This window comes from Dokdonella aquatica (assembly GCF_051987395.1).
GTDB lineage: Bacteria > Pseudomonadota > Gammaproteobacteria > Xanthomonadales > Rhodanobacteraceae > Dokdonella.
Genome location: NZ_CP197094.1, coordinates 1,675,766 through 1,690,699, shown reverse-complemented (window position 1 = coordinate 1,690,699; position 14,934 = coordinate 1,675,766). Strand labels below are relative to the sequence as shown.

Here is a 14,934-nt window from a genome sequence, read left to right as displayed (position 1 = left end):
GGTTCGCGCCGTCGGTCACCTGTTGCAGCGGGTTCGCTGCCGCGCAGGCAGCTCAGAAATGCGCGAGCAGGTGATGAAGCTGTTCGAGCTCGTTCGCTGCCGCGCAGGCAGCTCAGAAATGGACGCGCTGGTCGGCAGCACCGCCGCTGCGGTTCGCTGCCGCGCAGGCAGCTCAGAAATCGGATGCTGGCGGGGAGGGGAGGGGCATCCAGGTTCGCTGCCGCGCAGGCAGCTCAGAAACGGCATCTGGCTGTTGACCACGGGCCCTTCGAGTTCGCTGCCGCGCAGGCAGCTCAGAAATCAAGGACTTCGGCGGGTATCCGGCGAGGCCAGTTCGCTGCCGCGCAGGCAGCTCAGAAATTTCCGAGCTCACAGTGCTGCAGCTTTCGGAGGTTCGCTGCCGCGCAGGCAGCTCAGAAATCGTCGCAATCTTCGGGCGGTCGCGCCGTCCACGTTCGCTGCCGCGCAGGCAGCTCAGAAACACGGTCATGTGGGTTGTCGGCGAGTTCCGTAGTTCGCTGCCGCGCAGGCAGCTCAGAAATCCCGGCGACCGTCGGGCAATGCTCTGATCTCGTTCGCTGCCGCGCAGGCAGCTCAGAAATCCGATCGCCCTGGAAGCATGGACGTATAGACGTTCGCTGCCGCGCAGGCAGCTCAGAAATCGATGACCCGACGCCCTCAGGCGGGGACTGCGTTCGCTGCCGCGCAGGCAGCTCAGAAACTTCGACGTGCTCCACGACGATCCGAAGAAGGCTTCGCTGCCGCGCAGGCAGCTCAGAAAATCAACTTCGGCATGCAGTCCTACCTGTGGGGGTTCGCTGCCGCGCAGGCAGCTCAGAAATTGCACGCGAGCAGGTTCGTCGTGACGCCACGGTTCGCTGCCGCGCAGGCAGCTCAGAAATGAACGACCGTCCGAAATCGGACGGTTTCGAAGTTCGCTGCCGCGCAGGCAGCTCAGAAATCGTCGAGCGCCGCGAGGCGCAGCAGCGGGTAGTTCGCTGCCGCGCAGGCAGCTCAGAAATTCGGCCAGCTCCTCGCGCAGCTCGCGCTTGGCGTTCGCTGCCGCGCAGGCAGCTCAGAAACTGAGGAAGCTGCGCAGCGAAGACCGGAAGCGGTTCGCTGCCGCGCAGGCAGCTCAGAAAGTGGATGCGCACGAGCTCGCGCAGGGCGGTCTGTTCGCTGCCGCGCAGGCAGCTCAGAAAACCAGCGGCTGCGCAGCTCGGGCGGCGCAGTCGTTCGCTGCCGCGCAGGCAGCTCAGAAATGCGCCAGGCGGAGCTGCTCCTGCAACGCGGCGTTCGCTGCCGCGCAGGCAGCTCAGAAAAGCGCGAGCGCGATCTGCTTGCCGAGGCTCGGGTTCGCTGCCGCGCAGGCAGCTCAGAAAGCCGTACAGCGCATCGCGTGGCAGCGAGAGCGGTTCGCTGCCGCGCAGGCAGCTCAGAAAAGCGCCCCGACGCGAACTATGCCGCTTACCTCGTTCGCTGCCGCGCAGGCAGCTCAGAAAATCTCGGATCCCCTCGTCCCTGTCCGTCCGGGGTTCGCTGCCGCGCAGGCAGCTCAGAAACTCACGGACCCGCCCGCGGAACCGCTCGTCGACGTTCGCTGCCGCGCAGGCAGCTCAGAAAATCACCGGCGTCGGTGTTCTGAACCTGCCCGAGTTCGCTGCCGCGCAGGCAGCTCAGAAATGGATGCGATCGCCGAGTGACTCATCGTACAGGTTCGCTGCCGCGCAGGCAGCTCAGAAATGATCCAGATCACCGGCCGCGCGAACTACGCGGTTCGCTGCCGCGCAGGCAGCTCAGAAAATGTCGATCGAGTGGATCGATCCGATCACGTCGTTCGCTGCCGCGCAGGCAGCTCAGAAAGGCTGGCAGCCGTCACCGCTGCACGTTCGATCGTTCGCTGCCGCGCAGGCAGCTCAGAAAGCCGTGCCGTCACCCACGGCGGGTGCGACGCTGTTCGCTGCCGCGCAGGCAGCTCAGAAAGCGATGTGCCGCACGCAACGCCTCGCCGAGTGGTTCGCTGCCGCGCAGGCAGCTCAGAAAGAAGCCGTTCTTCGAATGCCCCGAGATGAACAGTTCGCTGCCGCGCAGGCAGCTCAGAAAGTTCGCGGCCGCGTCGAGCGCAAGGCGCTGTTGTTCGCTGCCGCGCAGGCAGCTCAGAAATTCACGCCGAACATCTCGCGCTGGTCGGGGTCGTTCGCTGCCGCGCAGGCAGCTCAGAAAAAGCGCAACGGCACCGACGTCCAGACGCTCAAGTTCGCTGCCGCGCAGGCAGCTCAGAAAGCCATCGCCGCCGTCACCGCCACCACCGCCGCGTTCGCTGCCGCGCAGGCAGCTCAGAAAACCATCACCGCCGCCGTCGCCGCCGCCATCCCGTTCGCTGCCGCGCAGGCAGCTCAGAAAGTCGACAACGCGAGTTCACGCGTCATCGAGCGGTTCGCTGCCGCGCATGCAGCTCAGAAAAGGAGGAGATCGACGCGTTCATCGACGCGTCGGTTCGCTGCCGCGCAGGCAGCTCAGAAAAGGGTCCGGCGATTGCTGCCCACCTTCCGTGTGTTCGCTGCCGCGCAGGCAGCTCAGAAAGTCGCGCCGTTTCTGTTCTGGCCGGGCTATCCGTTCGCTGCCGCGCAGGCAGCTCAGAAATACACGCTGCCGCTCGTCGTGCGCGATCGCATGTTCGCTGCCGCGCAGGCAGCTCAGAAAGCCGGTGAACGGCTGCGTGCGCATCGGCACGATGTTCGCTGCCGCGCAGGCAGCTCAGAAAACCGGGATTGCCGCCGTTGCCGGGGGGGCCGTGTTCGCTGCCGCGCAGGCAGCTCAGAAAGCCCGAGCTTCCGCCGCTGTCGTCGTCGCCATGTTCGCTGCCGCGCAGGCAGCTCAGAAAGCTGCTCGTGGCGGGTAGTGCGCAGCCTGGACGTTCGCTGCCGCGCAGGCAGCTCAGAAACTCCATGCGGCTCTGCAACGTGAGCTTGCGACGTTCGCTGCCGCGCAGGCAGCTCAGAAAGTTGCGTGCCGGAAGCTTCACCGTGCGCGCGAGTTCGCTGCCGCGCAGGCAGCTCAGAAAACTTCGAGCGAGCCGACGCCGCTCGTGTAATTGTTCGCTGCCGCGCAGGCAGCTCAGAAAGGCCGCTTGCTCCGCACCGCCGTGGATGCGCAGTTCGCTGCCGCGCAGGCAGCTCAGAAAGTTCGGTCCGGCGGCTTGCTACTTCGCATGGCGTTCGCTGCCGCGCAGGCAGCTCAGAAATGGCTGCCTCTCGCATTCGTCGCCGCGATCGCGTTCGCTGCCGCGCAGGCAGCTCAGAAAACCACCGCCACCCGGGCCGTTGCTGCCGGTCTGTTCGCTGCCGCGCAGGCAGCTCAGAAAGTAGTGGTCGGCGCTGGCGGCGCTGGTGGCTCGTTCGCTGCCGCGCAGGCAGCTCAGAAATTGAGCATGACGATGCGCGAGAGCAGCGCGGCGTTCGCTGCCGCGCAGGCAGCTCAGAAACAACGCAGGGCAAGGCCTCGCGCGCGAAGCGAGGTTCGCTGCCGCGCAGGCAGCTCAGAAAAAGAGGCACAGCCCGCCATCCGATCGCAGGAGGTTCGCTGCCGCGCAGGCAGCTCAGAAATACCCGGGCTGCGGTGGCGGCGGAGCATCGTAGTTCGCTGCCGCGCAGGCAGCTCAGAAATCCCGCACGTAGTAGTTGCAGAGCATCGTGTTGTTCGCTGCCGCGCAGGCAGCTCAGAAAGAACAGACGCACTTCGACGGCCACGGCACCCGGTTCGCTGCCGCGCAGGCAGCTCAGAAACGCTCCGTTGTCGCGGACGTCCATCTGACGAAGTTCGCTGCCGCGCAGGCAGCTCAGAAAATCACCGAGTGCGGCGACGGCTTCCGTCGCCTGTTCGCTGCCGCGCAGGCAGCTCAGAAAACGTGCGCCGTGGCGCTGTCGCGGTACGCCTTGTTCGCTGCCGCGCAGGCAGCTCAGAAACCCGTTCGCCACCCGAAAAGCCCTATCTGCCACGTTCGCTGCCGCGCAGGCAGCTCAGAAATTGCCGCCCGGCTACGTCATCGGCGACGACTTGTTCGCTGCCGCGCAGGCAGCTCAGAAAGCGCAACGCGGCCCGCAGAGCCCGAAACATCCGTTCGCTGCCGCGCAGGCAGCTCAGAAAATTTTGGCCGTCACGTCTCACGCGGTGAGAGTGTTCGCTGCCGCGCAGGCAGCTCAGAAATCCCCCGCCACAGCCACGTGCGCACGATTGGCCGTTCGCTGCCGCGCAGGCAGCTCAGAAAGCTGGGAATATCGCATCCGCAAGGCCGGCGTGGTTCGCTGCCGCGCAGGCAGCTCAGAAATGGCCCGCGGGCGCGGTGTTGCTGCCCACGAGGTTCGCTGCCGCGCAGGCAGCTCAGAAAACTCGGTGCACGCGACGCCGTTGCGCACGATCGTTCGCTGCCGCGCAGGCAGCTCAGAAACTCGGCCTTGTCGGTCTCGCCCGACAGATCCTGTTCGCTGCCGCGCAGGCAGCTCAGAAATGATCCCGTGCTACTCGAAGCACGGCAAGGGGGTTCGCTGCCGCGCAGGCAGCTCAGAAAGTCTGGGCGCGCATCCACGGCGATCCGCTGCGGTTCGCTGCCGCGCAGGCAGCTCAGAAAGTCCGCGAGAGCCTGGTTCGTGAAGTTGACGCGTTCGCTGCCGCGCAGGCAGCTCAGAAAACAGCACAATGCGAGCACACACCGCAGTCCGTGTTCGCTGCCGCGCAGGCAGCTCAGAAAGCACTCGTCGGCGTGATGCCGCAGAACTTTCGCGTTCGCTGCCGCGCAGGCAGCTCAGAAATCTACGGCAACGGATTCGCGCACATCCCGACGGTTCGCTGCCGCGCAGGCAGCTCAGAAATGGGCACGTGACCTGGCCCTGGCAGTTGCCATGTTCGCTGCCGCGCAGGCAGCTCAGAAAGTGGAGCCGCTGCTGAATCAGATTCGCGTCCTGTTCGCTGCCGCGCAGGCAGCTCAGAAATGCGCATGCTCAAGCCGCACGAGCTCTACCGCGTTCGCTGCCGCGCAGGCAGCTCAGAAAATCTGGATCTCGGCGTTGTAGCGCGCGATGATGTTCGCTGCCGCGCAGGCAGCTCAGAAATGGATCATCCCTCCCGAGCGCATGAAGGCCGGGTTCGCTGCCGCGCAGGCAGCTCAGAAAATACCCCATCGCTGCGCCTGCATCACGATCAGGTTCGCTGCCGCGCAGGCAGCTCAGAAAATCGTGTTCGCGCCTTCCGACCCCGGAACTGGTTCGCTGCCGCGCAGGCAGCTCAGAAATACAACGTAGGTTCCGATTTCACCATCTTCAATGTTCGCTGCCGCGCAGGCAGCTCAGAAACACTGGCCGATATCGGTCAGGTGGATGCCGTCGTTCGCTGCCGCGCAGGCAGCTCAGAAATTACGTCATCCAGTTCGTCGAGATGCTGCTCGGTTCGCTGCCGCGCAGGCAGCTCAGAAATGCTGTCGCAGTGCGATGAACTCCTGCACGTCGTTCGCTGCCGCGCAGGCAGCTCAGAAAACGACGCGTGCCGCTCCACAGCCTGGGCGGTCGTTCGCTGCCGCGCAGGCAGCTCAGAAACAATGCCTGGGCGAGTAGATGGACAGCCCCGCGTTCGCTGCCGCGCAGGCAGCTCAGAAATCGTCGACGAACGCCAGGTACACCGGCCGATCGTTCGCTGCCGCGCAGGCAGCTCAGAAAGTCATCACGTCGGCGCGCTCGCGCGGTGCCTCGTTCGCTGCCGCGCAGGCAGCTCAGAAAACGAACGCCGCGCAATCACGCTGCGCTGGCGCGTTCGCTGCCGCGCAGGCAGCTCAGAAATTGACGGCTCCACGGCCGCCGAGGTCGTTGATGTTCGCTGCCGCGCAGGCAGCTCAGAAATCCCACGGGCATCCGCGAGCCCGTAGACTTTCGTTCGCTGCCGCGCAGGCAGCTCAGAAAGGGCGGTCAGCGCGGATCAGGTCGCCGATCAGGTTCGCTGCCGCGCAGGCAGCTCAGAAAATCATCGAGACGCAGATGGGCGGCTTCTCGACGTTCGCTGCCGCGCAGGCAGCTCAGAAATGGTCGACGGCGTGATCGGCGCCATGCCCGAGGTTCGCTGCCGCGCAGGCAGCTCAGAAAGTCGCCACCGCCGTCACCGCCGCCCGGAGGACGTTCGCTGCCGCGCAGGCAGCTCAGAAAAACGCCGCGGGCGGCACGACGTACGCGCTCAACGTTCGCTGCCGCGCAGGCAGCTCAGAAATTCCAACTCGATGCCGCGCTGCATGGCTGCGTGTTCGCTGCCGCGCAGGCAGCTCAGAAAAGAATGGCACGCGGCGCGCATCGGCGTCATCAGTTCGCTGCCGCGCAGGCAGCTCAGAAATCCACCGCCACCGGCGCCGCCGGATCCACCGCGTTCGCTGCCGCGCAGGCAGCTCAGAAAGTAGAGCTCGGACGACTCATCGCCTTCTTCGAGTTCGCTGCCGCGCAGGCAGCTCAGAAAGTCACCGTTGCCCTCGCACTGCTGCGGGTCGGGTTCGCTGCCGCGCAGGCAGCTCAGAAATGCGACGGATCCCCGAACCGACAGCGTGATCGTGTTCGCTGCCGCGCAGGCAGCTCAGAAAGCGTAGAGAACTCGACCGTCCTGCCACCTCTCGTTCGCTGCCGCGCAGGCAGCTCAGAAATTGATCGGCCAGTACGTCTCGCGCACGTAGTCGTTCGCTGCCGCGCAGGCAGCTCAGAAAACGGGCCCGTCGACATCGATCAGCGCGGACGTTTTCGCTGCCGCGCAGGCAGCTCAGAAAATGCCCTGCGCGTAGATGCTCGCGACGTCCGGGTTCGCTGCCGCGCAGGCAGCTCAGAAATCGGCTTACTTCCCGAGCTTCCAACGTTGGAAGTTTGCCGCCGAGCAGACAGCTCGCCAATCACCACCTGACACGTCACTCCGATCACTACGACGACGGCTTTGGAACGAAATGAAGAAAGGCGCGGATCGCTCCGCGCCTTTCGACATGCACGCGAGGTCGGGATGCCTTACTGCACCTCGAAATCCTGACTCCCCACGGGCTGGCCGTCGAGGGTGATGTCGACCTTGTACTTGCCGGTCGGGAAGCCGTCGGGCTTGGCGATGTGGAAGGTCGTGACGGCGGGGCCGGTCGGGGCGATCGACTGGCTGCTCTCGTCGACGAGCTGGCCGTCGTTGAAGGTCCAGCGCGCGGCGATGGTCGCGTTCGGGGATGCGCCGTTCGTGGCGACGGCGGCGTAGATCGTGTCCTTGGCCTTGAGCACGCCATCGGCGAGCGTGACGGTCTTGGTCGCTTCGTCGATCGCGTTGCCGACGGTGACCGAGGCGAACGTGACGCCGACGGGCTCGGGCGGCGGTGGCGGCGTCTGCACAGGTGCCGGCGCGGGCGCGGGGGCCGGTGCGACGACGGGTGCGGGCTCTTCCTTCTTGCCGCACGCGGCGAGCGTGAAGGCGACGGCTGTGGCGAGCAACAGGGACGGCAGGCGGATCGACGTCATGGCGGGTCTCCGGTCAGGACTTGGCGGCGGGGATCTTGAGGACTTGCCCGGGCTTGATGAGGTCCGGGTTGTCGAGCTGGTCGGTGTTGGCCTCGAAGATCGCGCGCCACTGGTTGGCGTTGCCGTAGAACTTCTTGGCGATCTTCGAGAGGTTGTCGCCCTTGGCGACGGTGTAGGTCTCACCCGCCAGGGGAGCGGTCGACTCGACACCGCTCTTCACGTTGCTGAAATCGGGCTTGGCGGGGGCATCGGGGGCGGTCGACGACGACCCGCTCTTCACGTTCGAGAAATCCGGCTTGCTCGGATCGGAGGCCATGGGTGCACCGTCGCGTGGCGAAGGGACCGCCAAGGTACACCGTGTTCAGGTTAAGAAGCCGTTGTCAGCCGATGACGGTGCAAACAAGCGTTACCGCGAGTTCACCGCCCCGACGCCCGGGCGCTCATTGGCGCGGCGCGCGCAGGTTGGACGGCGCGAGGCCGGACTCGGTGCTGCGCCACGGATTGATGTCGAGGCCGCCGCGGCGCGTGTAGCGCGCGTGCACGGTGAGCGATTGCGGCGCACACGCGCGCAGCAGGTCGCAGAACACGCGTTCGACGCACTGCTCGTGGAAATCGTCGTGCGTGCGGAACGCGACGAGGTAGCCCAGCAGCGCTTCGCGATCGAGGCGCGGACCACGGTACGCGATCGCGATGCTGGCCCAGTCCGGCTGGCCGGTGACGGGGCAGTTCGATTTGAGCAGGTCGGAGACGAGCGTCTCGGTGACGACGTCGCCGGGATCGGCGCGCAGCAGGGCGGCATCGGGTTCGCCGTAACGGTCGATCGTGACGGGCAGCTCGTCGATCGACTCGCCGATCGGGCTTTCGAGCTTCTCGCCATCGAATGCCGACGGTGGCGCGAGCGACACCTCGACCGTCGCGCCGGCGGCGTGCGAGAGGTCGCGTGCGATGCGCAAGGCAGCCTCGTCGAGATCGGCGAGGCGTGCCTGGTTGAGGCTGTTGAGGTAGAGCTTGAGCGACTTCGACTCGATCAGGTTCGGCGAGTCGGCCGGAACGCGGAACGTGCCGAGCGCGACGCGTGGCTTGCCGCGTGGATCGAGCCAGGAGAGCTCGTAGGCGTTCCAGAGGTCGACACCGTGGAACGGCACCGTGTCGCCGAGGCCGAGTTCGGCGCGCTTGGCCGCGCGCGGGATCGGGAACAGCAGGCCGGGATCGTAGTCGGCGCTGGCCGCGACGGTGCGGCCCAGCGGTGAATCGTGTGCGGTGGTCATGCGCGCAGTGTATCGGCTGCGCCGCGCGAGGCGGCGCAGCCGATCGGTGGATCAGGCGTGGGCGTGGTGGCCCGTGCCTTCGTCTCCGTTCTCGATCCGCTTGGCGGCTTCGCCGTGATGATCCTCGGCGAGCAGCATGTAGAACGCCGGCACCACGAACAGCGTGAAGATCGTGCCGATCGTGAGGCCCGTGGTGATGACGAGGCCCATGTTGAAGCGGCCCGCCGCACCGGCGCCGCTCGCGATGACCAGCGGCAGCACGCCGAGCACCATCGCCGCGGTGGTCATGAGGATCGGGCGCAGTCGCGTGGCCGACGCCTGCTCGATCGCCTCGCGCTTGGTCTTGCCAGCGCGCTGCAGCTCATTGGCGAACTCCACGATCAGGATGCCGTGCTTGGAGATCAGGCCCATCAGCGTGACCAGGCCGACCTGCGTGTAGATGTTGAGCGAGGTCGCCCAGCGCGTGGAGATCGCCCCCATGCCGACGAAACCCGGGATCAGGTTGATGAAGATCATCGCGCCGAACAGCGCCATCGGCACCGACACGAGGATCACGATCGGGTCGCGCAGACTGTTGAACTGCGCCGCGAGCGCGAGGTAGACGATGATCACCGCGAACAGCAGCGTCAGCGCGAAGCCGCCCGATTCGTTGATGAACTGGCGAGCCTGGCCCGAGTAGTCGATCGTGTAGCCGGCCGGTGCGATCTCCTTGATCGCGTTGACGACCTCCGCGATGCCGTCGCCCTGGGTCACGCTCGGCACGCCCTGGAACGTCACCGCGTTGAGCTGCTGGAATCGCGTCAGCGACTGCGGCACGACCGAGTTCTTGATCGAGGCCACCGTGGATGCCGGGATCACCGAGCCGTCACCGGCGCGGATGTAGTAGTCCAGCACCTGGTCCGGGTTGAGGCGATCCTTCTGCAGCACCTGCGGGATCACACGGTAGGAGCGGCCCGCGATCGAGAAGTAGTTGACGTAGCCGCCACCGAGCGCCGCGCCGAGCGCGGAGCCGACATCCTGCTGGGTCAGGCCGAGCGCCGAGATCATGTCGCGGTCGACTTCCACGGTGCTCTGCGGCTTGTCGATCTTGAGGTTCATGTCGACGAACCAGAACTTGCCGCTCTTCTGCAGCTTCTCGAGCACGCTCTGCGCGACCGTGTAGAGGTTCTCGAACGGCTCGGTCGTCGACAGCACCACTTCCACGGGCTGACCCTGCGCACCGGGCAGCGACGGGAACTGGAACGCGAACGCGTTGGTGCCGGCCATCGCGCCCCACTTGGCCTGGAAGTCGTTCTGGATCTCGTTGGCGTTGCGGTCGCGGTCGCCCCAATCCTTGAGCATGACGCCGGTCAGCACCGAGTTCGGGCCCGCGATGCCGCTGAGCTGGAAGGTCTGCTTGACCTCCGGCACGGTCTTGGCGACGGCCTGCATCTCCTTCATGTACTCGCTGACCTGGGTCGGCGAGGCATTCGGCGCACCGGTCGCGATGCCCGCGACGAAGCCCTGGTCTTCCTGCGGCGCGAGCTCGGACTTCGAGGCCGTGAACAGGTAGATGGTGCCGAACAGCAGCAGCACGCCCATCACGACCGGCACGATCCACGTATCGAGCGTGCCGTGCAGGCGGCGCTCGTAGCTCGAGTGCAGCGCGTCGAAGCGGCGGTCGATGAAGTTCACGAAGCGGTTGCCGCCGTGCTCGGCCTTGAGGAAGCGCGAGGACAGCATCGGGCTCAGCGTCAGTGCGATGACAGCCGAGACCGTCACGGCGCCGGCGAGCGTGAACGCGAACTCGGTGAACAGCGCACCGGTGAGGCCGCCCTGGAAACCGATCGGCACGAACACGGCGACGAGCACGATCGTCATCGCGATGATCGGTCCGGTCAGCTCGCGCGCGGCGATAAGCGAGGCCTCGAGCGGGCTCTTGCCGTCTTCCTTGATGTGGCGATCGACGTTCTCGACGACGATGATCGCGTCGTCGACGACGAGGCCGATCGCGAGCACGAGCGCGAGCAGCGTGATCAGGTTGATCGTGTAGCCGAGCATCAACATGATGAAGAACGCGCCGATCAGCGACAGCGGCATCGCGATGACCGGGATCATCACGGCGCGGAAGCTGCCCATGAACAGGAAGATCACGACCGTCACGATGAGCAGCGCCTCGACCAGCGTCTTGATCACTTCCTCGATCGAGGTGTTGATGAAGTCGGTCGAGTCGTAGGCGATGTTCGCGGTGAGGCCGGTCGGCAGCTGCGCCTGGATCTCGGGAAACGCGTTGCGCACGCGCTCGGCGACGTCGAGCACGTTGGCATCGGGCGAGGTCTTGACGCCGATGAACACCGACTGCTTGCCGTCGAACGCGACGAAGGTGTCGTAGTCCTCGGCACCGAGCACGACGTTGGCGACGTCCTCGAGGCGCACGATCGTGCCGTCCTGGCTGCGCACCGCGAGCTTGCGGAACTCGTCGACCGAGTGCAGGTCGGTGCCGGCCGTCAGCGCGACCGTGACCGCGTCGCCCTTGGTCGCGCCGACCGCGGCGAGGTAGTTGTTCGCCGCGAGCGCGGCCGAGACGTCCGACGCCGTGACGTTCTGCGCGGCCATGCGCACCGGGTCCATCCACGCACGCAGCGCGAAGCGGCGCGCGCCGAGGATCTCGGCGGTCTGCACGCCGTCCACCGCGTCGAGCTGCGGCTTGACCACGCGCAGCAGGTAGTCGGTGATGTTGTTGGTCGGCAGCGTCTCGCTGTAGAAGCCGAGGTACATCGAAGCCGTCGTCTCGCCGACCTGCACCGTGATGACCGGCTGCTGGGCCTGCGGCGGCAGCTGGTTCGTGACCGAGCTGATCTGGGTCTGGATCTCGGTCAGCGCGCGGTTGGAGTCGTAGTTGAGCTGCAGCGTCGCGGTGATCGTCGACACGCCGGTGAGGCTCGACGACGACAGGTAGTCGATGCCCTGCGCCTGTGCGATCGCCGACTCGAGCGGCTGCGTGATGAAGCCCGCGACGGTGTCCGCGTCGGCGCCGTAGTACGCGGTGGTCACGGTGACCAGCGCGTTCTCGGTCTTCGGGAACTGGCGCACGGTCATGTCGACCACCGAGCGCAGTCCGAGCACCAGGATCATGAGGCTGACGACGATCGCCCAGACCGGTTTGTTGATGAAGGAATCAGTGAATTTCATGGCGTCTCGCTTCGTTCGCGATGATGGCCCGGCGCCGTGCGCCGGCCGGCGGCGACCGCAGGGGTCGCGCCTGGATGGCCAAGGGATGGATCACGATCATTGTTCCTGCGGCGTCGGCTTCGCTTCGTTGGCCGGCTGCTTGCTGTTGTCGATGATGAGCGGCGTGCCGTTCTTGAGCTTGAGCTGGCCGCTGGTCACGACCTCGTCGCCTTCCTTGATGCCGCTCAGGATCGCGATCTGGTCGCCGCGGCGCGAACCCGTCGTGACGAACACGGACTGCGCGGTCGGCTTCTCCGCTTCGCCGTTGTCGTTCTTCTTGTCCGACGCCTTCACGAGGAACACGGTCTCGCCGTAGGGATTGAACGTGACCGCCGTCTGCGGCAGCGTGAGGAAGCTCTCCTCGCTGCCGACCTGCACGGCGACGTTGGCGAACATGCCGGGCTTGAGTGCTTCATCGGGGTTCGGCACGCTCGCCTCGACCTGCGCGTTGCGCGTCGCCGTCTCGAGCTTCGGGCTGATCGCGCTGACCTGGCCCTCGAACGTGCGGTCCGGGAACGCATCGAGCGTGAGCATGAGCTTCTGGCCGACCTGGAGTTCGCCGAGGTTGCGCTGCGGCACCGTGAAGTCGACGAACACGGGATCGAGCTGCTGCACGGTGACCACCGCGGTGCCGGCGTTGAGGTAGGTACCCGGCGTCAGCGTGACGATGCCGGCACGGCCACTGAACGGCGCACGCAGCTGACGCTTGCCGACGAGGGCCTGCTGCTGCGCCACACCGGCCTGCGCGGCCTTGAGGTTGGCGGCGGCGCTGTCGTACTCGGCCTGGCTGATGCCCTTGTAGGCGAGCTGCTGCTTGGCGCGGTCCAGCTCGGTCTTGAGCAGGGCCGTGTTGGCTTCGAGCTGGCGCTGCTGGGCGACGATGTCCTCGGCGTTGAGCTCGACGAGCAGCTGGCCTTCCTTGACCACCTCGCCGGACTTCACGTTGACCTTGGTGACGATGCCGCCAACGTCGAACGCGAGATCGGCGCCGCGCACCGCGCGCAGCGAGCCGACGCTGCCCTGCTCGGGCTGCCAGGGCTGCATGCCGGCCTTCGTCGAGGACACCGTCTGCGGCGGTACCGGCATGTTCTGCGCGGCCTGCTGCATCATGATGTTGCCCATGACGTTCCAGCCGATCAGGACGAACAGCAGGATGCCGACGATCAGGATCATGATGATCATGCGCTTGGTGGTGCTGGGCTTGCGTGTGCTGCGCGTGGTCATGCGCATTCCTCTCGAAGGTTCTGGATCGGGTGCGATGCGCCGTCACGGCGCATCGCTGAGGGTGTTCGCAGGTCCATCTTCGATGAAGGGCCTGCCTTGCTGTTCTTCGGACCGCCGTGACCACGTGCGTGCGTCACGACGATGCGTCTCTCGTGATGAACGTTACGGCGCGGACGCCGCCTCGACCTGGCCGGTCGGCACCGGGTTGTCGCGCAACCCGCCGCCGAGCGCCGCGTACAGCGCCGCCGTGTCGCTCAGGCGCGTCGCGCGCGCCTCGATCACCGACAGGCGCGCCTGCTGGTAGAGCCGCGTCGCGTCGAGCACCTGCAGGTAGGCCACCGAGCCATCGGCGTACTGCTTGCGCACGAGCTCGAGGCTCTGCGCGGTCGCCTGCTCGGCCTTCGCCTGCGAGGCGAGGCTCTGCGCATCGAGCTCGAGTGCACGCAGGCTGTCGGCGACGTTCTGGAACGCCGTCAGCACCGTGTTGCGGTAGTCGGCCGAGGCCTTGTCGAGGCCGGCTTCCGACGCGCGCTTCTGCGCACGCAGCGTGCCGCCGCGGAAGATCGGCTGCAGCAGGTTGAGGCCGAGGCTCCACGCCTCGGTGCCGCTGCCGAACAGGTCGCCGCCGCTGAGTGCCTGCGAACCGTAGTTGCCGCTCAGCGTGATCGTCGGGAACAGGTTCGCGGTGGCGATGCCGACCTGCGCCGTGGCCTGATGCAGCTGGGCCTCGGCGGCGCGGATGTCCGGACGCTCGCGTACCAGCGTCGACGGCAGGCTGACCGGGATGTCGGTCGGCAGCGCGATCGATTCGAGATCGAGCGCGGCGAGTTCACCCTGCGACGGGAAACGGCCGAGGTAGACCGCGAGCTGCGTCTGCGTCTGCGCGAGCGCCTTCTGCAGCGCCGGCAGCTGCGCGCGCGCCGTGGCGACCTGGCTCTCGCCGATCAGCACGTCGCCCTGCGACTTGGCGCCGCTCTCGTACTGGCGGTTGATGAGGTCGAGCTGCTCCTGGTAGACGCCGACGATCTCTTCGGTCGCGCGGATCTGCTCGCGCAGCGAGGCCTCGAGGAAGCTCGTCGTGGTCACGTTGGCGGCCAGCGCGAGGTAGGTGCCTTCGAGCTGATAAAGCTGCAGGTCGGCGAGTGCCAACTGCGCCTCGACACCGCGGCGCACGCCGCCGAAAAGGTCGAGCGTGTAGCTCACGCCGACGCCGGCGTTGTAGACCGTGAACGGCGATGCGCCCGCGCTGCCGGCGGCGAGGCCGTTCTGGCGCGTCGCACCCGCGTTCGCGTCGATCGACGGGAACAGCGAACCGCGTGCCGCGTTGACGCCTTCCTGCGCCTGGCGCAGCGCGGCCTGGGCCGAGGCGATCGTCGGGCTGTTCGCGAGCGCCTGCTCGACGCGGCGCGTCAGCTCGGCATTGCCGAACGTCGTCCACCACTGCGCCGGCACCGAGGCCGATTCGAGGAAACGCTGCGCGTCGCCGGTCGGCACGCCGTCGGCCTTGACCGTCGCGGCAGGCAGCGCGTCGACGCGGTATCCGGCGTCGGCCGACACGGCCGGCTCGCGGAAATCGGGACCTGCCGCACAACCCGCGAGGGCCAGCGCGAGGAGGATGCCCATGCCGAGGCGCGAGGCCTGCGGCCACGACGGGGAATGGGGAGCTTGGGCACGCGCACGATCCGTGCGCCCGGCGAATGCGGAAGGCATGCGGGTTCCATAAT

At 66.7% G+C, this 14,934-nt stretch carries 6 protein-coding genes and 1 CRISPR repeat array (1 of these 7 running past the window's edge); all 6 genes read right to left on the bottom strand.

Going from position 1 to position 14,934, the window contains the following annotated elements; genetic code table 11:
- Nucleotides 1-6,850: a CRISPR direct-repeat array (repeat unit 28 nt; unit sequence GTTCGCTGCCGCGCAGGCAGCTCAGAAA); it reaches 3,512 nt to the left of the window's first position.
- A gap of 169 nt (nt 6,851-7,019) precedes the next feature.
- A complete protein-coding gene (locus ACQQ2N_RS07580; protein ID WP_440225098.1) occupies nt 7,020-7,508 on the bottom strand; it encodes a hypothetical protein in 489 nt (162 codons plus the stop codon).
- Between the two features lie 13 nt (nt 7,509-7,521).
- Entirely contained in the window at nt 7,522-7,824 is a 303-nt protein-coding gene (locus tag ACQQ2N_RS07575) for a LysM peptidoglycan-binding domain-containing protein (protein WP_440225097.1), read from the bottom strand.
- A gap of 124 nt (nt 7,825-7,948) precedes the next feature.
- The gene (gene queF, locus ACQQ2N_RS07570) at nt 7,949-8,776 is read right to left on the bottom strand and encodes an NADPH-dependent 7-cyano-7-deazaguanine reductase QueF (protein WP_440225096.1); all 828 of its coding nucleotides are present in this window, start codon (nt 8,774-8,776) and stop codon (nt 7,949-7,951) included.
- 51 nt (nt 8,777-8,827) lie between these two features.
- Nucleotides 8,828-11,947, bottom strand: a complete 3,120-nt coding sequence (locus tag ACQQ2N_RS07565) for an efflux RND transporter permease subunit (RefSeq protein WP_440225095.1) — start codon at nt 11,945-11,947, stop codon at nt 8,828-8,830.
- 96 nt (nt 11,948-12,043) lie between these two features.
- Entirely contained in the window at nt 12,044-13,210 is a 1,167-nt protein-coding gene (locus ACQQ2N_RS07560; protein ID WP_440225094.1) for an efflux RND transporter periplasmic adaptor subunit, read from the bottom strand.
- Nucleotides 13,211-13,372: 162 nt separating this feature from the next.
- Entirely contained in the window at nt 13,373-14,920 is a 1,548-nt protein-coding gene (locus ACQQ2N_RS07555) for an efflux transporter outer membrane subunit (RefSeq protein ID WP_440225092.1), read from the bottom strand.
- Nucleotides 14,921-14,934: the final 14 nt, after the last annotated feature.

What these genes read in the sequence shown, in the direction of transcription:
- ACQQ2N_RS07575 (WP_440225097.1), bottom strand. Translation starts at nt 7,824, where the DNA reads ATGGCCTCCGATCCGAGCAAGCCGGATTTCTCGAACGTGAAGAGCGGG.
- ACQQ2N_RS07555 (WP_440225092.1), bottom strand. Translation starts at nt 14,920, where the DNA reads ATGCCTTCCGCATTCGCCGGGCGCACGGATCGTGCGCGTGCCCAAGCT.
- ACQQ2N_RS07565 (WP_440225095.1), bottom strand. Translation starts at nt 11,947, where the DNA reads ATGAAATTCACTGATTCCTTCATCAACAAACCGGTCTGGGCGATCGTC.
- ACQQ2N_RS07580 (WP_440225098.1), bottom strand. Translation starts at nt 7,508, where the DNA reads ATGACGTCGATCCGCCTGCCGTCCCTGTTGCTCGCCACAGCCGTCGCC.
- ACQQ2N_RS07560 (WP_440225094.1), bottom strand. Translation starts at nt 13,210, where the DNA reads ATGACCACGCGCAGCACACGCAAGCCCAGCACCACCAAGCGCATGATC.
- queF (WP_440225096.1), bottom strand. Translation starts at nt 8,776, where the DNA reads ATGACCACCGCACACGATTCACCGCTGGGCCGCACCGTCGCGGCCAGC.